The 19,763-nt window shown below is 60.3% G+C and carries 17 protein-coding genes and 1 pseudogene; 15 read left to right on the top strand and 3 right to left on the bottom strand.

The genetic code is table 11. From position 1 onward, the window contains the following. Positions 1-108 precede the first annotated feature (108 nt). From ACIPL0_RS29045 to ACIPL0_RS28995, 11 genes are all read left to right on the top strand, one after another. Complete coding sequence (locus tag ACIPL0_RS29045) at positions 109-2,892, top strand: LPS-assembly protein LptD (protein WP_400602284.1); 2,784 nt, start codon at positions 109-111, stop codon at positions 2,890-2,892. Next, a complete protein-coding gene (locus tag ACIPL0_RS29040) occupies positions 2,873-4,195 on the top strand; it encodes a peptidylprolyl isomerase (RefSeq protein WP_400602286.1) in 1,323 nt (440 codons plus the stop codon). Before ACIPL0_RS29045 ends, ACIPL0_RS29040 begins: the two co-directional genes overlap by 20 nt. Beyond that, on the top strand, positions 4,192-5,181 hold the full coding sequence (gene pdxA, locus ACIPL0_RS29035; RefSeq protein ID WP_400602288.1) for a 4-hydroxythreonine-4-phosphate dehydrogenase PdxA: 990 nt from the start codon (positions 4,192-4,194) through the stop codon (positions 5,179-5,181). Before ACIPL0_RS29040 ends, pdxA begins: the two co-directional genes overlap by 4 nt. Then, positions 5,178-5,984: a 16S rRNA (adenine(1518)-N(6)/adenine(1519)-N(6))-dimethyltransferase RsmA gene (gene rsmA, locus ACIPL0_RS29030; protein WP_400602290.1), complete on the top strand. Its 807-nt coding sequence runs from the start codon at positions 5,178-5,180 to the stop codon at positions 5,982-5,984. Before pdxA ends, rsmA begins: the two co-directional genes overlap by 4 nt. A 115-nt stretch (positions 5,985-6,099) precedes the next feature. After that, positions 6,100-6,480: a Co2+/Mg2+ efflux protein ApaG gene (gene apaG / locus ACIPL0_RS29025; protein WP_400602292.1), complete on the top strand. Its 381-nt coding sequence runs from the start codon at positions 6,100-6,102 to the stop codon at positions 6,478-6,480. Beyond that, positions 6,480-7,349, top strand: coding sequence for a symmetrical bis(5'-nucleosyl)-tetraphosphatase (locus tag ACIPL0_RS29020; protein WP_400602294.1), 870 nt, complete (start codon positions 6,480-6,482; stop codon positions 7,347-7,349). The genes apaG and ACIPL0_RS29020 overlap by 1 nt, the downstream gene beginning before the upstream one ends. A 54-nt stretch (positions 7,350-7,403) precedes the next feature. Then, the gene (glpE, locus tag ACIPL0_RS29015; RefSeq protein ID WP_400731750.1) at positions 7,404-7,724 is read left to right on the top strand and encodes a thiosulfate sulfurtransferase GlpE; all 321 of its coding nucleotides are present in this window, start codon (positions 7,404-7,406) and stop codon (positions 7,722-7,724) included. Positions 7,725-8,012: 288 nt separating this feature from the next. Next, entirely contained in the window at positions 8,013-9,935 is a 1,923-nt protein-coding gene (locus tag ACIPL0_RS29010; protein WP_400602298.1) for a PrkA family serine protein kinase, read from the top strand. A 111-nt stretch (positions 9,936-10,046) separates the two neighbouring features. Next, positions 10,047-11,318 carry a YeaH/YhbH family protein gene (locus ACIPL0_RS29005; RefSeq protein WP_400602300.1) on the top strand — a complete coding sequence of 424 codons (1,272 nt, stop codon included), beginning with the start codon at positions 10,047-10,049 and terminating at the stop codon, positions 11,316-11,318. After that, entirely contained in the window at positions 11,315-12,877 is a 1,563-nt protein-coding gene (locus ACIPL0_RS29000; protein WP_400602302.1) for a SpoVR family protein, read from the top strand. Before ACIPL0_RS29005 ends, ACIPL0_RS29000 begins: the two co-directional genes overlap by 4 nt. Positions 12,878-12,954: 77 nt before the next feature. Further along, positions 12,955-14,184, top strand: a complete 1,230-nt coding sequence (locus tag ACIPL0_RS28995) for a multifunctional CCA addition/repair protein (protein ID WP_400602304.1) — start codon at positions 12,955-12,957, stop codon at positions 14,182-14,184. A 140-nt stretch (positions 14,185-14,324) separates the two neighbouring features. Here ACIPL0_RS28995 and folK read toward each other — a convergent pair whose 3' ends face one another. Further along, positions 14,325-14,858, bottom strand: coding sequence for a 2-amino-4-hydroxy-6-hydroxymethyldihydropteridine diphosphokinase (folK, locus tag ACIPL0_RS28990; protein WP_400602306.1), 534 nt, complete (start codon positions 14,856-14,858; stop codon positions 14,325-14,327). Next, on the bottom strand, positions 14,849-15,202 hold the full coding sequence (gene folB, locus ACIPL0_RS28985; RefSeq protein ID WP_400602307.1) for a dihydroneopterin aldolase: 354 nt from the start codon (positions 15,200-15,202) through the stop codon (positions 14,849-14,851). The genes folK and folB overlap by 10 nt, the downstream gene beginning before the upstream one ends. Positions 15,203-15,276: 74 nt before the next feature. On the opposite strand from folB, the gene plsY reads away from it, so the two are divergent. Further along, positions 15,277-15,846 (top strand): glycerol-3-phosphate 1-O-acyltransferase PlsY, encoded by a 570-nt coding sequence (plsY, locus tag ACIPL0_RS28980; RefSeq protein WP_400602309.1) that lies wholly within the window; start codon positions 15,277-15,279, stop codon positions 15,844-15,846. A gap of 54 nt (positions 15,847-15,900) precedes the next feature. On the opposite strand, the gene tsaD is transcribed toward plsY, so the two are convergent. Continuing rightward, positions 15,901-16,926, bottom strand: coding sequence for a tRNA (adenosine(37)-N6)-threonylcarbamoyltransferase complex transferase subunit TsaD (gene tsaD, locus ACIPL0_RS28975; RefSeq protein WP_400602311.1), 1,026 nt, complete (start codon positions 16,924-16,926; stop codon positions 15,901-15,903). Between the two features lie 196 nt (positions 16,927-17,122). Between tsaD and rpsU the strand changes: the two genes are divergently transcribed. The 3 genes and pseudogenes from rpsU to ACIPL0_RS28960 all read left to right on the top strand — a co-directional run. Next, complete coding sequence (rpsU, locus tag ACIPL0_RS28970; RefSeq protein WP_002551877.1) at positions 17,123-17,338, top strand: 30S ribosomal protein S21; 216 nt, start codon at positions 17,123-17,125, stop codon at positions 17,336-17,338. Between the two features lie 245 nt (positions 17,339-17,583). Then, entirely contained in the window at positions 17,584-19,560 is a 1,977-nt protein-coding gene (gene dnaG / locus ACIPL0_RS28965; RefSeq protein WP_400602313.1) for a DNA primase, read from the top strand. Between the two features lie 67 nt (positions 19,561-19,627). After that, positions 19,628-19,741 (top strand): annotated as a pseudogene (locus tag ACIPL0_RS28960) (RNA polymerase sigma factor region1.1 domain-containing protein); the annotation flags it as partial. Between the last annotated feature and the right edge of the window lie 22 nt (positions 19,742-19,763).

Genomic DNA, 19,763 nt, shown 5'->3' with positions numbered 1-19,763 from the left:
TAGCCGTCAAGCGGGTCATGCTTTATTATCCGACATCTTTTTCAGCCCATCGAGAGGCGTGCGGCCCCCCCGCGGGCAGATGGCGCGCAGGAAGCCCGGACTAATAAGATGGCATTGAAATCCCCCGCGTTTCGTAAAAAATTCCCGTTGCTCGTGACCGGCGGTTTGCTGGCGATGCAACCTCTGGCCTCCCAGTTTGTGGTCGCAGCCGAGCAATATGACTGCTCGGTGTCGGCAGGCGGTTCCTGGGATTGCTCCCCGAAAACCAATGCAGCCCAGTTGCCACCACGCCCTGTACACGATGCCAACAGCGTATCGTCCAACAGCAGCGGAGCGCCAACCGAAGCCACCACTACGACCGCCGACGGCGAAGTCGTGCCCAAGACCATGCTGGTCACCGAGGCCAAGGGCCGCGGCCTGAGATCGCGTAGCGCAGACTACAGCCATCTGGACTGGGTGCCTCGCGAGAAGCTGACCGCCGCGCAACTGGCTGAAACCGGCCCTTATTGCTCCGGTGCCTACATCGAGCCGATTCGTCCGGGCATGGACGACAAGACGCCGAAAAGCGATGCGCCGACCTTCATCGGTGCCAAGGCTTCGCGCTATCAGCAGGAAGAACAGATTGCCACGCTGGCCGGTGACGTCGTCATGCGTCAGGGCAGCATGCAGGTAGAGGCCGACGAGGCCAGTCTGCACCAGGCGGAAAACCGTGGCGAGCTGAACGGCGATGTCCGTCTGCGCGACAACGGCGCCCTGATCGTCGGCGACCACGCCGAGCTGCAACTGGACACCGGCGAAGCGAAAGTCGACAACGCCGAATACGTGCTGCACAAGTCCAACGTGCGCGGTAACGCGCTGTACGCCCGTCGTGCAGAGAACGCGATCATCCGCCTCAAGGACGGTACGTACACCACGTGCGAACCGAACAGCAACGCCTGGACGGTGAAGGGCAACAACATCACCCTGAACCCGGCCACCGGCTTCGGTACCGCGACCAACGCCACGCTGCGGGTCAAGGACATCCCGATCCTGTACACGCCGTACATCTACTTCCCGATCGACGACCGTCGCCAGTCCGGCTTCCTGCCACCGACCATCGGTGCCAGCAGCGACACAGGCTTCTCGTTGCTCACCCCGTACTACTTCAACCTGGCGCCGAACTACGACGCCACGTTGTACCCGACCTACATGGCCAAACGCGGCCTGTTGCTCGAAGGCGAGTTCCGTTACCTGACCAAGACCAGCGAAGGTCAGTTCGGTGCGGCCTACCTGAACGACGACAACGACGATCGCAAGTTGGAGTCCGATTCCAAGGACACCCGCTGGATGATCAACTGGCAGGACAGAAGCGGTCTGGATTCTCGCCTGTCCTCCAAGGTCGACTACACCAAGGTCAGCGATCCTTACTACTTCAAGGACCTGAAAACCGGTCAGGATGGCGTGAGCACTCACGACTACCTCAACCAACAAGGTGCTCTGTTCTACCGTGGTGACGACTACACCGCCACGCTCAACGTACAGAAGTACCAGCTGACGACCATCACCCAGATCACGCCGTATGGCCGTCTGCCGCAACTGACCCTGAACGGCACGCTGCCATTCAATCCGGGCGGCCTGAAGTTCGGTTACGAGACCGAACTGGTCCGCTTCGACCGCGATCTGCGTACCGGCAACTTCTCTGACGAAGACGGCATCATCAGCTCGCGCCTGGACAACAACGTCTCCGGCCTTGCCCGTGCCAACGGCAACCGTCTGAACCTGGCGCCTTCGATCAGCCTGCCGCTGACGGCGTCCTACGGTTTCGTCACGCCGAAACTGAAATACGTCTACACCAAGTACGACCTGGATCTGGACGGTGCCGGCAAGGCAACGCTGCTGCCTGACGAGAAATTCAAGAGCTCGGAAGACCGTGGCATTCCGGTCTTCAGCGTGGACAGCGGCCTGTACTTCGACCGCAACACCAACTGGTTCGGCAAAGACTACCGTCAGACGCTGGAACCGCGTCTGTACTACCTCTACGTCCCTTACAAGGACCAGAGCGACATCCCGATTTTCGACACGGGTGAAACCACGTTCGACTACGCCTCGCTGTTCCGCGACAACCGCTTCGTCGGCTCCGACCGCATCGGTGACGAGAACAAGCTGTCGCTGGGCGTGACCAACCGCTGGATCGAAGACAACGGCTTCGAACGTCAGCGCTTCAGCATCGGTCAGGCGCTGTACTTCAAGGACCGCAAGGTTCAACTGCCGGGCATCGCCTTTGAAGACCGCAAGGACGCACAGTCCGACGTGTCGCCGTATGCGCTGGAGTACGAGTACCGCTTCAACCGCGACTGGCGTGCGACGTCGACCTTCAACTGGGATCCGGACAGCCGCAGCACCCGCTCCGGCAGCGCCATGTTCCATTACCAGCCTGAAGACAACCCGGGCAAGATCATCAACGCCGGTTACCGCTATCGCAACGACCAGGTTCGCTACGACCAGACAACAGGTCGCTGGAGCGTGGGTGGCGGCGACGCCGTCCTGCCGGATGGTTCGATCATCAAGGACTACTACAAGATCCAGCAGCACGACTTCTCGGTCATCTGGCCTGTGGCACCGCAATGGAGCGCCATTGCTCGCTGGCAATATGACTACAACCGCGACCGTACTCTCGAAGCCTTTGGTGGTTTTGAATATGACAACTGCTGCTGGAAGCTGCGTCTGATCAACCGTTACTGGGTCGACTACGACGAGTCCACTCAAGAGGTTGCGCAAAACGAGAAAGGCGACCGCGGCATTTTCCTGCAAATCGTGTTGAAGGGGCTTGGTGGCGTAGTTGGCCAAAAAGTTGAAGGCTTCCTCGACAAAGGCATCCAAGGTTATCGTGAACGTGAAGACCAAGCTTTCTGATTGTCTGCGCCCGCTGATGCTGGGCGCGCTGCTCATCGGTACCGTAGCGCACGCTGAAGTGCGCTCCATCGACAAGGTTGTAGCCATCGTCGACAACGACGTGGTCATGCAAAGCCAGCTCGACCAGCGCACCCGTGAAGTTCAGCAAACCATCGCCAAGCGCGGCCAGGGCGTTCCCCCGGCCAGCGCGCTGGAATCTCAGGTGCTTGATCGTCTGATTCTGGAAAACCTGCAGCTGCAGATCGGTGAACGCTCCGGCATCCGCATCACCGACGAAGAACTGAATCAGGCCGTTGGCACCATCGCTCAGCGCAACAACATGAGCATCGACCAGTTCAAGGCCGCTCTGGCCCACGACGGTCTGTCGTACCAGAGTGCCCGTGAGCAGATCCGCCGCGAGATGGTCATCAGCCGTGTGCGTCAGCGCCGCGTGGCCGAGCGTATTCAGGTGTCGGAACAGGAAGTGAAGAACTTCCTCGCATCGGACCTGGGCAAGGCGCAGTTCTCCGAGGAATTCCACCTGGCGAACATCCTGATTCCGACACCGGACAGCGCGACGTCTGATCAGATTCAGGCCGCAGCAGCCAAGGCCAAGGACATCTACGGCAAGCTGCAGCAAGGTGCGAACTTCGAGCAGATGGCGATTTCGTCGTCGGCCAGCGAAAGCGCCCTGGACGGCGGTGACATGGGCTGGCGTAAAGCCGCTCAACTGCCACCTCCGTTCGGCGACATGCTGTCCACCATGAACCCGGGCGAAGTGACGCCTCCTGCGCGTACGCCAGGCGGCTTCATCATCCTCAAGCTGGTGGACAAGCGCGGTGGCGAAACCCAGACCCAGATGCGCGACGAAGTTCACGTGCGTCACATCCTGATCAAGCCGAGCGAGATTCGCAGCGAAGCGGAAACCAAGATGCTGGCTCAGCGCATCTACGACCGCATCCAGAACGGCGAAGACTTTGCCGAACTGGCGAAGAGCTTCTCGGAAGATCCGGGCTCGGCGCTCAACGGCGGCGACATGAACTGGGTCGACCCGCGCTCGCTGGTGCCGGAATTCCGCGACGTCATGAGCGAAACGCCGCAAGGTGTGGTGTCCAAGCCGTTCCAGACCCAATACGGCTGGCACGTACTGGAAGTCCTGGGCCGTCGTTCTACCGACAGCACCAACCAGGCTCGCGAGCAACAGGCCATGACCGTTCTGCGTAACCGCAAGTACGACGAAGAGCTGCAGACCTGGCTGCGTCAGATCCGCGACGAAGCCTACGTCGAAATCAAGCTGCCTGGCGCCGACCAGGCTGCCAAGTGAAACCCCAGCGTTTCGCCCTGACACCCGGCGAGCCCGCCGGCATCGGTCCCGACCTTTGCCTGCTGCTCGCCGCGCAGTCCCAGCCCCATCCCCTGATTGCCATCACCAGTTGCGACCTGCTCCGCGAGCGGGCCGCGCAACTGGGTGTGGCCGTCAGCCTGATCGCCGTCACGCCGGACAACTGGCCTGACAGCCCTGCCCCGGCCGGCAGCCTGTACGTATGGGACACCCCGTTGCAGGGGCCGGTGGTGGCCGGGCAATTGAACAAGGCCAACGGCCCTTTCGTGCTGGAAACCCTGACCCGCGCCGGACAAGGCTGCCTCGACGGCGACTTCGCCGGAATGATCACCGCCCCCGTACACAAGGGTGTGATCAACGAGAGCGGCATCGCCTTTTCCGGCCACACCGAATTTCTCGCTGAACTGACGCAGACCGAACAGGTGGTGATGATGCTTGCCACCGGCGATCTGCGCGTGGCGCTGGTGACCACTCACCTGCCCCTGCGCGACATCGCCGACGCGATCACGGCCGAGCGACTGGAACGGGTCACGCGCATCCTGCACGCCGATCTGGTCAACAAGTTCGGCATCGCCCGGCCGCGCATACTGGTCTGCGGACTCAACCCGCACGCTGGCGAAGGCGGTCACCTGGGCCGCGAAGAAATCGACATCATCGAACCTACCCTGGAGCGTCTGCGCAGCGAAGGCCTGGATTTGCGTGGCCCGCTGCCCGCCGACACTCTGTTTACCCCAAAATATCTGGAGCACTGCGATGCAGTGCTGGCGATGTACCACGACCAGGGCCTGCCCGTACTCAAGTACAAGGGCTTCGGCGCCGCCGTCAACGTCACTCTGGGCCTGCCAATCATCCGCACGTCGGTGGATCACGGCACTGCACTGGACCTGGCCGGCAGCGGCAAGATCGACACCGGCAGCCTCAAGGTCGCTCTGGAAACCGCCTATCAGATGGCCGAGACCCATTCATGACCGAGCAATACCAACACAAGGCGCGCAAGCGCTTCGGCCAGAACTTCCTGCATGACGCCGGCGTGATCGACAAGATCCTGCGCTCCATCCGTGCCAAGGCCGAAGACCGCATGCTGGAAATCGGCCCTGGCCAGGGCGCCCTCACCGAGGGTCTGCTGGGCAGCGGCGCGCAACTGGACGTCGTCGAGCTGGACAAGGATCTGGTGCCGATCCTGATGCACCAGTTCCGCGACAAGCCGAACTTCAACCTGCATCAGGGCGACGCGCTGAAGTTCGACTTCAGCAGCCTCAACGCAGCACCCAACAGCCTGCGTGTGGTCGGCAACCTGCCGTACAACATTTCCACGCCGCTGATCTTTCACCTGCTGGAAAGCGCCCACCTGATCCGCGACATGCATTTCATGCTGCAGAAGGAAGTGGTCGAGCGCCTTGCCGCAGGTCCGGGCGGTGGCGACTGGGGTCGCCTGTCGATCATGGTTCAGTACCACTGCCGCGTGGAGCACCTGTTCAACGTCGGTCCGGGCGCTTTCAACCCGCCGCCGAAAGTCGATTCGGCGATCGTTCGCCTGGTGCCCCACGAAACGCTGCCGTTCCCGGCCAAGGATCATCGCCTGCTCGAACGCATCGTCCGCGAAGCCTTCAACCAGCGCCGCAAGACCCTGCGCAACACACTTAAAGCCCTGCTCAGCAGCGACGACATTGCTGAGGCTGGCGTCGATGGCAGCCTGCGTCCGGAGCAACTGGACCTGGCCGCATTCGTCCGCCTCGCCGACAAACTCAGCGAAAAACCCGTCGTCAGCTGACCGCCGGGACATGTCGGGGTAACGCCGTCATTGGTTTTTTACCCGCGACATGTCCTAGACTGATTCTCCACCGGGCTCTTCCGGCTTTTCCGCTTTCGCTTTTAAGGCCTCTTGCATGTCTGATCCTCGTTATCAGGTCGACGTCAGCGTCGTGACCCGCTTCCTTGCAGAACAATCGCAGCCTGAGCAAAACCGCTTTGCCTTCGCCTATACCGTCACCGTCCAGAACAACGGCGAGCTGCCAGCCAAGCTGCTGTCCCGCCACTGGATCATCACCGACGGCGACGGCCACGTCGAAGAAGTGCGCGGTGAGGGTGTCGTCGGCCAACAGCCACTGATTCAGGCCGGACAAAGCCACACCTACAGCAGCGGCACCGTGATGACCACCAAGGTCGGCAACATGCAGGGCAGCTATCAGATGCTCGCCGACGACGGCAAACGTTTCGACGCCATCATCGCGCCATTCCGGCTGGCGGTGCCGGGGGCGCTGCACTGATGACGGTTTATGCAGTCGGCGACCTGCAAGGTTGCCTGGAACCTTTGAAGTGCCTGCTTCAGCGTGTCGCATTCGAGCCCGGCAAGGACAAACTCTGGCTGGTAGGAGACTTGGTCAATCGCGGCCCGCAGTCCCTGGAAACCCTTCGCTTTCTCTACGCCATGCGCGACTCCGTCGTCTGCGTGCTGGGCAACCATGACCTGCACCTGCTCGCGGCCTGGCGCAACATCGAGCGCCTGAAGAAAGGCGACACCCTGCGCGAGATCATCGAAGCGCCGGATGCCAATGATCTGTTCGACTGGCTGCGTCAGCAGAAGCTTCTGCATTACGACGCCGAGCGCGACATTGCGCTGGTACATGCTGGCATCCCGCCGCAGTGGACACTGAAAAAGGCCCTGCGCTGTGCCGAAGAAGTGGAAGAGGCCCTGCGCGACGACAACCTGTTCGAGCCGTTCCTCGACGGCATGTACGGCAACGAGCCGGCCAAGTGGGACAAGGATCTGCACGGCGTCACCCGGTTACGCGTCATCACCAATTACTTCACCCGCATGCGTTTCTGCACCGCCGACGGCAAGCTCGATCTGAAGAGCAAGGAAGGCCTCGACAGCGCACCGACTGGCTACGCGCCCTGGTTCAAACACAAGGAGCGCAAGACCAAAGGCCTGAACATCATCTTCGGCCACTGGGCAGCGCTTGAAGGTCAGTGTGACGAACCGGGTGTGTACGCACTCGACACCGGCTGTGTCTGGGGCGGCGCGATGACCATGCTCAACGTCGACACCCGTGAACTGTACCGCTGCGAGTGCGACGATCGCGGCAATCTGCAGAAGCCGGCCACTACTACCCCACCGGCCAGCGGCTCGCGGTAAGATGCGTTTTTTCGCTCCCGACCGCTCGGGAGCCCTGCCTCAGGAGCCTACGCCATGACCGAATTCAAACGCATCCCGCCGGAGCAGGCCCACGTCCTGCGCGAACAAGGCGCGGTGCTGGTCGACGTGCGCGATGCACAGACATTCGCCAGCAATCACATCCCCGACTCGCACCACCTGGACAACCACTCGGTCGCCGAATTCATCCGCAGCGCCGACCTCGACAAACCGTTGGTCGTCGTCTGCTATCACGGCAACTCCAGCCAGAGCGCAGCAGCCTATCTTGTAGGACAGGGCTTCTCGGAGGTCTACAGCATGGACGGTGGATTCGAGTTGTGGAAAAACACTTACCCGGATGAAACCGCGCAAGGCTGACCAAAAAATATTTTTTATGTGCGCGACCCCGCGTTCTACGAGGGCTCGCGCCCTCAACTGACGAATGGTCACCCCACCTTCACACGCATTCCTTCTTTGTGTGGACGAATCCGATCTATCCTTAGCCTCAGGCCATCCGAATCAGGGGAGAGCCGGTACACCGGCGCGTGGGTCATCGGTAGCTACTTTTATGGTGTTTGGGGGGTAAATGGCTGCTGAGTGATCAGCTGTCATCCAGCATCGACTGACGATCCGCCGCCGGCTCCACGTATCGAGCGAGGTGACGTCATGAGTATTTTTAGCCACTTCCAACAACGCTTTGAATCGACCCGCCAGGAAGAGCTCTCGCTACAGGAGTACTTGGAGCTCTGCAAAACCGACCGCAGTGCATACGCCTCAGCCGCAGAACGTCTTCTGATGGCGATCGGCGAGCCCGAGCTGTTCGACACATCGACCAACTCGCGGCTGTCCAGAATCTTCTCCAACAAGGTCATCCGGCGCTATCCGGCGTTTGAAGACTTCCACGGCATGGAAGACTGCATCGAGCAGATCGTCTCGTATTTCCGTCATGCCGCTCAGGGCCTGGAAGAGAAGAAACAGATCCTTTACCTGCTCGGCCCTGTAGGCGGCGGCAAGTCGTCCCTGGCTGAAAAACTCAAACAGCTCGTTGAAAAAATACCGTTCTACGCCATCAAGGGGTCGCCTGTTTTCGAATCCCCTCTGGGCCTGTTCAAACCGACCGAAGACGGGACGATCCTCGAAGAGGACTACGGCATCCCGCGCCGCTACCTGAACACCATCATGTCGCCATGGGCGACCAAACGTCTGGCCGAGTTCGGGGGCGACATCAGCCAGTTCAAGGTGGTGAAACTCTATCCGTCGATCCTCAACCAGATCGCCGTGGCGAAAACCGAGCCGGGCGACGAGAACAACCAGGACATTTCGGCGCTGGTGGGCAAGGTCGACATCCGCAAGCTCGAAGAATATCCACAGAACGACGCCGACGCTTACAGCTATTCGGGCGCGCTGTGCCGGGCCAACCAGGGCCTGATGGAATTCGTGGAGATGTTCAAGGCACCGATCAAGGTCCTGCACCCACTGCTCACCGCCACTCAGGAAGGTAACTACAACAGTACCGAAGGCCTGGGCGCGATCCCGTTCACCGGTATCCTGCTGGCCCACTCCAACGAATCGGAATGGCACAGCTTCCGCAACAACAAGAACAACGAGGCGTTCATCGACCGGATCTACATCGTCAAGGTGCCGTACTGCCTGCGCGTCAGCGACGAGATCAAGATCTACGACAAACTGCTCTTCAACAGCTCGCTGGCCAAGGCCCACTGCGCACCCGACACCCTGAAGATGCTGGCGCAGTTCACCGTGCTGTCCCGTCTCAAGGAGCCGGAAAACTCGAATATCTATTCGAAGATGCGCGTCTATGACGGGGAGAACCTCAAGGACACCGATCCGAAGGCCAAATCGATTCAGGAATACCGCGATGCCGCGGGCGTCGACGAAGGCATGAACGGTCTGTCGACCCGCTTCGCCTTCAAGATCCTGTCGAAAGTCTTCAACTTCGACCCTCACGAAGTAGCGGCCAACCCGGTTCACCTGCTGTATGTGCTGGAACAGCAGATCGAGCAGGAACAATTCCAGGCAGAAACCCGCGAGCGCTACCTGCGCTTCATCAAGGAGTACCTGGCACCGCGCTACATCGAGTTCATCGGCAAGGAAATCCAGACTGCCTACCTGGAGTCCTACAGCGAGTACGGCCAGAACATCTTCGACCGCTACGTGCTGTACGCAGACTTCTGGATTCAGGATCAGGAATACCGCGATCCGGAAACCGGCGAAATCCTCAACCGCGTCGCCCTCAACGAAGAACTGGAGAAAATCGAGAAACCGGCCGGCATCAGCAACCCGAAAGACTTCCGCAACGAGATCGTCAACTTCGTGTTGCGCGCCCGCGCCAACAACAACGGCAAGAATCCGACCTGGCTCAGCTACGAGAAGCTGCGCGTCGTGATCGAGAAGAAAATGTTCTCCAACACCGAGGACCTTCTGCCGGTCATCAGCTTCAACGCCAAGGCGAGCAAGGAAGATCAACAGAAACACAATGACTTTGTCACCCGGATGGTCGAGCGGGGTTACACCGATAAACAGGTGAGATTGCTTTCCGAATGGTATCTGCGAGTCAGGAAGTCGCAGTGAAGCAGCGGTAAGCCACAAGCTGCAAGCGGCAAGCTGGAGCGACCGGACTGTCCGGTCGCCCTCAGCCTGCGGCGTGTAGCTGCTTTTTACTTGCAGCTGCCCGGAGGGCCTATGAGCTATGTGATCGACCGACGTCTCAATGGCAAGAACAAGAGCACGGTAAATCGTCAGCGCTTCCTGCGCCGCTACCGTGACCACATCAAGAAAGCAGTCGAAGAGGCCGTCAGTCGCCGTTCCATCACCGACATGGAACATGGCGAGCAGATCAGCATTCCCGGTCGCGACATCGATGAACCGGTATTGCACCACGGACGCGGCGGCAAACAGACCGTCGTCCACCCCGGCAACAAGGAATTTACTACCGGCGAACATATCGCCCGTCCACAGGGCGGCGGCGCCGGCAAAGGGCCTGGCAAGGCGAGCAACTCCGGCGAAGGCATGGACGAGTTCGTGTTCCAGATCACTCAGGAAGAATTTCTCGAATTCATGTTCGAAGACCTCGAACTGCCCAACCTGGTCAAACGCAACCTGACCGGCACCGACACCTTCAAGACCGTCCGCGCGGGCATCAGCAACGAAGGCAACCCGTCGCGCATCAATATCATCCGCACCCTGCGCTCGGCCCACGCGCGGCGTATCGCCCTGTCCGGCAGCAGCCGCGCCAAACTCAAGGAGGTGCTCGCCGAACTTGAGCGCCTGAAACGCGAAGAACCCGACAATTTCGGCGACATTCAGGAACTGGAAACCGAAGCCGAACGCCTGCAGGCGCGGATTCGTCGTGTCCCTTATCTGGACACGTTCGACCTCAAGTACAACCTGCTGGTCAAACAACCCAACCCCAGCTCCAAGGCCGTGATGTTCTGCCTGATGGACGTGTCCGGCTCCATGACTCAGGCGACCAAGGACATCGCCAAGCGCTTCTTCATCCTGTTGTACCTGTTCCTCAAGCGGAACTACGACAAGATCGAAGTCGTGTTCATCCGCCACCACACCAGCGCCCGCGAGGTCGACGAAGAGGAATTCTTCTATTCCCGCGAGACCGGCGGCACCATCGTCTCCAGCGCCCTGAAGCTGATGCAGGAGATCATGGCTGAGCGCTACCCCACCAACGAATGGAACATCTATGCCGCCCAGGCTTCGGACGGCGACAACTGGAACGACGATTCGCCGATCTGTCGCGACATCCTGATCAAGCAGATCATGCCATTCGTGCAGTACTACACTTACGTCGAAATTACCCCACGCGAGCATCAGGCCCTGTGGTTCGAATATGAGCGCATCGGCGAAGCCTTCGCCGACACGTTCGCCCAGCAACAGCTGGTTTCTGCCGGTGATATCTATCCGGTATTCCGTGAACTCTTCCAGCGCAGGTTAGTGACATGACCGCTAGAGAGCAGAAGCGCCAACCCCTTTCCACGGGTTCAGAGTGGACGTTCGAACTGATCCAGGCCTATGACCGGGAGATCAGCCGTATCGCCGAGCGTTATGCCCTGGACACTTATCCCAATCAGATCGAGGTGATCACGGCCGAGCAGATGATGGACGCCTATGCGTCCGTCGGCATGCCGCTGGGCTATCACCACTGGTCCTACGGCAAGCACTTCCTCAGCACGGAAAAATCCTACTCACGCGGCCAGATGGGGCTGGCCTACGAGATCGTCATCAACTCTGATCCCTGCATCGCCTATCTGATGGAGGAAAACACCATCTGCATGCAGGCGCTGGTGGTTGCCCACGCTTGTTATGGCCACAACAGCTTCTTCAAGGGCAATTACCTGTTCCGCACCTGGACCGACGCCAGTTCGATCATCGATTACCTGGTGTTCGCCAAGCAGTACATCATGCAGTGCGAAGAGCGCCACGGTATCGATGCCGTGGAGGACCTGCTCGACTCCTGCCATGCCCTGATGAACTACGGCGTCGACCGCTACAAGCGGCCCTACCCGATTTCTGCCGAGGAAGAACGGCGGCGGCAGAAGGATCGCGAAGAACACCTGCAGAAGCAGATCAACGACCTGTGGCGCACCATTCCGAAAAACGCCAGCAAGAACGACAAGGAGGATAACGCGCGCTTCCCCGCCGAACCGCAGGAAAACATCCTGTATTTCATCGAAAAGCACGCCCCTTTACTGGAGCCATGGCAGCGCGAAGTGGTGCGCATCGTGCGCAAGATCGCTCAGTATTTCTACCCACAGCGCCAGACCCAGGTGATGAACGAAGGCTGGGCCACGTTCTGGCACTACACGTTGATGAACGACCTGTACGACGAGGGTCTGGTCACCGACGGCTTCATGCTCGAATTCCTGCAATCCCACACCAGCGTGGTGTTCCAGCCAGGCTTCGACAGCCCTTACTACAGCGGCATCAACCCTTACACCCTGGGCTTCGCCATGTATCAGGACATCCGTCGCATGTGCGAACACCCGACCGAAGAGGACCGTCGCTGGTTCCCGGAACTGGCCGGCACCGACTGGCTGACCGCCGTGAAATTCGCCATGAGCAGTTTCAAGGACGAAAGCTTCATCCTGCAGTACCTGTCGCCGAAGGTGATCCGCGACCTGAAACTGTTCAGCATTCTCGACGACGATCAAAAGGACGATCTGATTGTTCCTGCCATCCACGACGAATCGGGCTACAAACTGATTCGTGAAACCCTGGCCGCCCAGTACAACCTCGGCAACCGCGAACCCAATGTGCAGATTTACAGCATCGACCGCCGTGGTGATCGCTCGCTGACCCTGCGCCACCAACAGCACGACCGCAAGCCACTGGGCGATTCCACCGAGGAAGTGCTCAAGCACCTGCATCGCCTGTGGGGCTTCGATATCCACCTGGAGACGCTGCAGGGCGATCAAATCATGAAAACCCACCACGTCCCGCCGAGAAGCGAACACGCTGACAGTGAATATCCCCGGCTCGACTTGGCCGTCGTTCATCTCTAGATCCCGACCATAGAGCAATTTCCACCTCCGCAAGCTCGACACAAGGTTTATCCTGTCGCGCTTACGGAGGTTTTCTTATGCAGATCTATAAAGTCGGCGGCGCCGTGCGTGACCGCCTGCTTGGCAAACCTGTCGCTGACACCGATTGGGTGGTGGTCGGCGCGACGACCGACGAAATGCTGATCAAGGGCTATCGTCCGGTCGGCACCGATTTCCCGGTCTTTCTGCATCCGCTCACCGGCGAGGAATATGCGCTGGCGCGCACCGAGCGCAAGACCGGTCGCGGCTACGGCGGCTTCGTGTTTCATGCCGATCCGGACGTGACGCTTGAAGAGGATCTGATCCGCCGCGACCTGACGGTCAATGCCATCGCTGAAGACAAGGATGGCCACCTGACCGATCCTTTCCATGGCCAGCGCGATCTTGAAGCCCGCATTTTGCGTCACGTTTCCCCGGCGTTCGCCGAAGATCCTCTGCGTGTTTTGCGTGTCGCCCGCTTTGCCGCGCGTTATGCGCCGGACGGTTTCAGCATCGCGCCGGAAACCCTGGAGCTGATGCGCCAGCTGAGCGCCTCGGGCGAACTGGAAGCGTTGACACCCGAGCGCAGCTGGAAGGAAATTTCTCGCGCACTGATGGAGCGCGAGCCGCAAGTGTTCATCAAGGTGCTGCGTGACTGCGGCGCACTGAAAGTGCTGATGCCGGAGGTGGACACACTCTTTGGCGTACCGCAGCCAGAGGCTCACCACCCGGAAATCGACACCGGCCTGCATGTATTGAGCGTGTTGCACCAGTCGGCCATTCACGAACAGCCACTGAGCGTGCGTTGGGCCTGTCTGCTGCACGACCTCGGCAAGGGCCTGACCCCGGAAGAGGAATGGCCACGGCACATCGCCCATGAACACAAGGGTCTCAAGGCCATCAAGGCGGTGAACCTGCGCTTCAAGGTGCCCAAGGATTGCCAGGAACTGGCCCTGCTGGTCGGCCAGTATCACACCCATGGCCATCGCGCCCTGGAACTGAAACCCTCGACCTTGCTCGACCTGTTGCAGAGCTTCGACGTCTACCGTCGCCCGCAGCGTTTCGAAGAGTTCATCGTCGCCTGCGAAATGGACGCCCGGGGCCGCAAAGGCTTCGAAGAGCGCAGTTACCCACAGGCCGATTACCTGCGTGGCGCCGCAGAAGCTGCACGTCAGGTGGCGGTACAACCGCTGCTGGACAAGGGGTATCAGGGACAGGAGCTGGGCGAAGCGCTGAAGAACGAACGGCTGGACACGCTGAAGGTGTACAAGGCGTCGTATCAAGGCTGACGCCTTACCTTGCAGGAGCGCGGCTTGTCCCGCGACCTGCCGGGAACCGGCAGTAAACCCGGAGAACGCGGTGCATCAGGCATACCGCGCTCCCCGACTTTACGACGGCTACGCAGCCGGTCGCGGGACAAGCCACGCTCCTACAAAGTGTTGCTCTGGAGCAACGTGCCGGGCGTCAGTTGTTGCCCACCCCACTCGAACGCAACGGGCCATAGCTGCTGGTCGATATTCGCCCCGGCCCACAGGCTCGCGAATGTCTCGCCAACACCAGGGTGCAAACGTTCCGGCGCGATCAGAGACAGCGGCCAGAGCACGAAAGCGTTCTTGAGAATTTCCGCACGCGGCAGGATCAGGCCATCGAAATTGCCGACCTGTTCGGCATACAGCAGCACGTCGATATCCAGCGGCAGACCCTTGCGGTCCGGCGCGTAGCGACCATTGTCGGCCTCGATGAACTTGAGACGGCGATCCAGTTCCATCAGCGGTAGATCGGTCAGCGCCGACACCACCAGATTGAAGAACGGCCCACTCTTGATGCCCACCGGATGACTTTCGAACACCGGCGAACAGCTCATGTCGGTGAGAAAACCGGACAATGCGTCCAGCCCCGCCCGCAGGTGTTGTTCCCGGTCGATATTGCTGCCCAGGCCGAGGAAAATCCGTGTCAGCGGCATCCGCGCTCGATCTCCACACCCACGCCTCTGGCCGCTGGCACGGCTCCCGGCTTGGTCAGTTTGAGGTGCAGCCAGGGAATGTTGAACTCGCTCATCAGCACTTCGGCCAGACGCTCGGCGAAGGTTTCCACCAGTTGATACTGCGCCGCTTCGGTAAAAGCCTGGATGCGGGCCGACACACTGGCGTAATCGAGGGCCTTGCTCAGGTCGTCGCCCGCTGCGGCAGGCCGATTGTCCCAGGCAAAACTCAGGTCCAGACGCAGGACCTGGCGGATGCCACGCTCCCAGTCGTAGGCGCCGATCACCGTGTCGACCTCCAGACCCTCAATGAAAACTCTGTCCAAGCCTTTTTCTCCGTTGCACGACAAGGGCGCGATGCGCCGTTAGAATCAGGGCATCCCCGCCCGGAATGGTTAGCATGTTTTGGTCACTGGCGATCTTCGCCTACCTGCTCGGCTCACTGTCCTTCGCCATCCTGCTCAGCCGCCTCAGCGGCACGCCGGACCCGCGCGCAAGCGGCTCGGGCAATGCCGGCGCCACCAACATGCTGCGCCTGGCCGGCAAGAAGCTCGCCGTTCTGACACTCACCGGCGACGTCTGCAAGGGGCTGATCCCGGTGCTGCTCGCCAGCGCTGCCGGACTCGATCCCCGCCAACAGGCCTGGATTGGTCTGTGGGCAGTCATCGGCCATATGTTTCCGCTGTACTTCCGCTTTCGCGGCGGCAAGGGCGTGGCCACGGCCGCCGGCATGCTGCTGGGTCTGTATTGGCCGGCCGCCCTGCTGGCAATCGCCGCTTGGCTGCTGACTTTCTACCTGACCCGTACCAGCTCGCTGGCATCACTGATCGCCACGCCGCTGACCCTGCCACTCCTGGCCTGGCAGCAACCTCACGCCTTGTTGCCCATGAGCCTGCTGACCCTGCTGATCGTCTGGCGTCATCGGGGCAATCTACGCGACCTGTTCGCCGGACGCGAACGGCATTTTTAGCCGCCCAAAGACAAAAGAGGCTCAACAGAGCCCCTTTCGTCCTATCCACCGCCTTTACAGCCCCGGCAACTGCTCCATCGGCCAGCGCGCCTGCACCGTGATGCTCAGATCTTCCTTCTGCCCGGCCTGCAAACGCTGACAGCCGGCGAAGGCGATCATGGCGCCGTTATCGGTACAGAACTGCGGACGAGCGTAGTAGACGTTGCCACCCAGGCTGCCGAGCATCTGTTCCAGCGATTCGCGCAATGACTTGTTGGCACTCACACCGCCGGCGATCACCAGACGCTTGAGACCGGTCTGCTTCAGCGCGCGCTTGCACTTGATGGTCAAAGTCTCCACCACCGCCTGCTGGAAGGCCAGTGCGATGTCGCAACGGGTCTGTTCGTTGTCGTCCCCAGCACTCTGGCACTGCTGCCAGGTGTTCAGGGCGAAGGTTTTCAGGCCACTGAAGCTGAAATCCAGACCCGGGCGGTCGGTCATCGGTCGCGGAAAGACAAAACGGTCAGGCACACCCTGCAACGCCAGACGGGAAATTTCCGGTCCGCCCGGATAATTCAGGCCCATCATCTTCGCGGTCTTGTCGAACGCTTCGCCGGCAGCGTCGTCCAGCGTCTCGCCCAACAGCTCGTATTGACCGATGCCGTCGACCCGAACCAGCTGGGTATGACCGCCGGATACCAACAAAGCGACGAACGGAAACTCAGGGGGTGTTTCTTCCAGCATCGGCGCCAGAAGATGGCCTTCCATATGGTGTACGCCGAGTGCCGGGATGTCCCAGGCGAATGCCAGTGCCTGGGCACAGGAAGCCCCCACCAGCAGCGCGCCGACCAGCCCGGGGCCGGCCGTGTAGGCGATGGCGTCGATCTCGGTGACAGCGCAATCGGCCTCGGCCACGACCTGCCGGATCAACGGCAGCATGCGTTTGACGTGATCGCGGGAGGCCAGCTCCGGCACGACACCACCGTAGACCCGGTGCAGGTCGATCTGACTGAACAATGCATCGGCGAGCAGGCCGCGCTCGCTGTCGTACAGCGCCACGCCGGTCTCGTCGCAGGAGGTTTCCAATCCCAGTACTAACATGGGTTACGCCTTGTGGAGGCCAAATTCGAAGGCGCGCATAATAGTCGCCGCTCGTGCCTGCGACTAGCGCTTTTCGATCAGAGGCTTTGCATTCCGCGCGGCGAGGGGTTAACATCCGCAACCCTTAAAAACCGACGTACTTTGTGCAAGCGTTGCACGAGGCGTTGACCCCGGTAATGAATGAAGGTAGCTCTGGATGCCAGCCGTCAAAGTTAAAGAGAACGAACCCTTCGACGTAGCTCTGCGTCGTTTCAAGCGCTCCTGCGAAAAAGCCGGTGTTCTGGCTGAAGTTCGTAGCCGCGAATTTTACGAGAAGCCGACTTCCGAGCGTAAGCGTAAGGCAGCTGCTGCTGTCAAACGTCACGCCAAGAAAGTTCAGCGCGAACAGCGCCGCGCCGTTCGTCTGTACTAATACAGACGTTCGTCGCAAGCTTCTGCCTCGCCCGGCCCTCAAAGCCGGGCTGCCGGCAGTTGTAGATTCAGCCTCACGCCGTACAGACAGAGGCTGTCGAAGCCGCAGACGCGACCGAGACAACCCCCGTCGAATTCTTCCAGCCTGATTCAGGCCGCTGACCGGTCTACACTGACCAGGCAACCGTCGTTACGCTTTGGATTCGCCACGAACTTTCTGGCGGGGCGCCTGATGATGAGAACGCCATGGCCGGACTGATCCCTCAAGGTTTTATTGACGACCTTCTGAACCGCACCGACATCGTCGACGTGGTCAGCACACGCGTTCAACTCAAGAAAACCGGCAAGAATTTCAGCGCCTGCTGTCCTTTCCACAAGGAAAAGACACCGTCGTTCAGCGTCAGCCCCGACAAACAGTTCTATTACTGCTTTGGCTGTGGCGCAGGCGGTAACGCTCTCGGCTTCATCATGGACCACGACAACCTGGATTTTCCCCAGGCCGTCGAGGAACTGGCCAAAGCCGCTGGCATGGAAGTCCCGCGCGAACAGGGTGTCCGCGGCCAAAAGCCGAGACAACCGACCGATTCGCCGCTGTATCCGTTGCTCACAGCCGCTGCCGAGTTTTATCGCGCCGCGCTGAAAAGCCATCCGACCCGCAAGTCCGCGGTGGATTACCTGAAAGGCCGTGGCCTGTCAGGAGAGATTGCCCGTGATTTCGGCCTGGGGTTCGCCCCGCCCGGCTGGGACAACCTCTACAAGCATCTGAGCAATGACACACTGCAGCAGAAGGCCATGATCGATGCCGGCCTGCTGATCGAGAACGCCGAAACCGGCAAGCGTTACGACCGCTTCCGTGATCGGGTGATGTTTCCGATCCGCGACTCTCGCGGGCGGGTCATTGCCTTCGGTGGTCGCGTACTGGGTGACGACAAGCCGAAATACCTGAACTCTCCGGAGACGCCGGTATTTCACAAGGGTCAGGAGCTGTACGGCCTGTTCGAGGCACGCAAGCACAATCGCAATCTCGACGAAATCATCGTCGTCGAAGGCTACATGGACGTCATCGCGCTGGCCCAGCAAGGCCTGCGCAACGCCGTGGCGACACTGGGCACGGCAACCAGCGAAGAGCACTTGAAGCGCCTGTATCGCGTGGTGCCGAACGTGTTGTTCTGTTTCGACGGCGACCAGGCAGGCCGCAACGCAGCATGGCGGGCACTGGAAGCGACGCTGTCCAGCCTGCAGGACGGACGCCGCGCACGGTTTCTGTTCCTGCCGGAAGGTGAAGACCCGGATACGCTGGTCCGCGCCGAAGGCACTGATGCGTTCAAGGCGCGGATCAACCAGCACGCACAACCGCTGGCGGATTACTTTTTCGAGCAACTGACCAAGGAGGCCGACCCGCGCTCCCTGGAAGGCAAGGCGCACATGGTGACGCTGGCCGCACCGCTGATCGAAAAAGTGCCTGGCGCCAACCTGCGCGAACTGATGCGTCGGCGGCTCAAAGAAATCACTGGCCTGGACACGGCGGCCGTTGCGCAGATCGCGCAGTCGGCCCCCGTGGAAGCACCACCGGCCTACGACCCCGGCTTCGATTACGACGCCGTGCCCGATTACGGCGATTACCAGCCGTATGAAGCGTACGAGCCGCAGCAGGAATGGACACCGCAGACAACGGGCGGCCAGCAGAAAAAGTGGGACGGCAAGAAGCCCTGGGACAAAGGCGGCAAGAAGTGGGACCGCAATGGCAAGGGCCGCGACTTCGAACCTCGCGCGCCACGCACGCCCGCTTCGGTGGAACCGCCGACCCTGACAGCCCTGCGGACCTTGCTGCACCATCCGGAGCTGTCGCAGAAAGTCGAGGATGCCAGCCACTTTGCGGCTGAAGACAACGTTTACTCGCAGTTGCTGGTGGCCCTGCTCGAAGCCTTGCAGAAAAACCCGAAGCTGCGTTCGCTGCAACTGATCGCTCGCTGGCACGGGACCGATCAGGGAAGACTGTTGCGACAGCTGGCCGAGAAGGAATGGCTCATCTCGGCCGATAACCTTGAACAACAGTTTTTCGACACTATAACTAGCTTGTCCGCCCGCCAACGCGAGCGAAGCCTGGATCAATTGATCAGGAAGGAACGGCAGACCGGGCTGAGTGCAGAAGAAAAAGTTCAGCTGCTCAGCCTGTTAAATCGCAAAGTTCCTGCACAAACCCCGACCTCAACTGGCGCGTGAGGTCCTAGCTCGGGTATAATCCCCGGCTTGTTTTTTGCCCGCCAAGACCTTCAGTGGATAGGGTGTTATGTCCGGAAAAGCGCAACAGCAGTCTCGTATCATTGAGTTGATCAAACTGGGCCGTGAGCAGAAGTATCTGACTTACGCCGAGGTCAACGACCACCTGCCCGAGGATATTGAATAACCGAAGAGGTTGAAATAAA

Source organism: Pseudomonas sp. NPDC090208 (genome assembly GCF_044746785.1).
Taxonomy (GTDB): domain Bacteria; phylum Pseudomonadota; class Gammaproteobacteria; order Pseudomonadales; family Pseudomonadaceae; genus Aquipseudomonas.
This window is presented reverse-complemented; position numbering and strand designations above follow the sequence as displayed.

What these genes read in the sequence shown, in the direction of transcription:
- apaG (WP_400602292.1), top strand. Translation starts at nt 6,100, where the DNA reads ATGTCTGATCCTCGTTATCAGGTCGACGTCAGCGTCGTGACCCGCTTC.
- ACIPL0_RS29020 (WP_400602294.1), top strand. Translation starts at nt 6,480, where the DNA reads ATGACGGTTTATGCAGTCGGCGACCTGCAAGGTTGCCTGGAACCTTTG.
- ACIPL0_RS28995 (WP_400602304.1), top strand. Translation starts at nt 12,955, where the DNA reads ATGCAGATCTATAAAGTCGGCGGCGCCGTGCGTGACCGCCTGCTTGGC.
- ACIPL0_RS29045 (WP_400602284.1), top strand. Translation starts at nt 109, where the DNA reads ATGGCATTGAAATCCCCCGCGTTTCGTAAAAAATTCCCGTTGCTCGTG.
- tsaD (WP_400602311.1), bottom strand. Translation starts at nt 16,926, where the DNA reads ATGTTAGTACTGGGATTGGAAACCTCCTGCGACGAGACCGGCGTGGCG.
- plsY (WP_400602309.1), top strand. Translation starts at nt 15,277, where the DNA reads ATGTTTTGGTCACTGGCGATCTTCGCCTACCTGCTCGGCTCACTGTCC.
- glpE (WP_400731750.1), top strand. Translation starts at nt 7,404, where the DNA reads ATGACCGAATTCAAACGCATCCCGCCGGAGCAGGCCCACGTCCTGCGC.
- rpsU (WP_002551877.1), top strand. Translation starts at nt 17,123, where the DNA reads ATGCCAGCCGTCAAAGTTAAAGAGAACGAACCCTTCGACGTAGCTCTG.
- dnaG (WP_400602313.1), top strand. Translation starts at nt 17,584, where the DNA reads ATGGCCGGACTGATCCCTCAAGGTTTTATTGACGACCTTCTGAACCGC.
- folK (WP_400602306.1), bottom strand. Translation starts at nt 14,858, where the DNA reads ATGCCGCTGACACGGATTTTCCTCGGCCTGGGCAGCAATATCGACCGG.
- ACIPL0_RS29005 (WP_400602300.1), top strand. Translation starts at nt 10,047, where the DNA reads ATGAGCTATGTGATCGACCGACGTCTCAATGGCAAGAACAAGAGCACG.
- rsmA (WP_400602290.1), top strand. Translation starts at nt 5,178, where the DNA reads ATGACCGAGCAATACCAACACAAGGCGCGCAAGCGCTTCGGCCAGAAC.
- ACIPL0_RS29000 (WP_400602302.1), top strand. Translation starts at nt 11,315, where the DNA reads ATGACCGCTAGAGAGCAGAAGCGCCAACCCCTTTCCACGGGTTCAGAG.
- ACIPL0_RS29010 (WP_400602298.1), top strand. Translation starts at nt 8,013, where the DNA reads ATGAGTATTTTTAGCCACTTCCAACAACGCTTTGAATCGACCCGCCAG.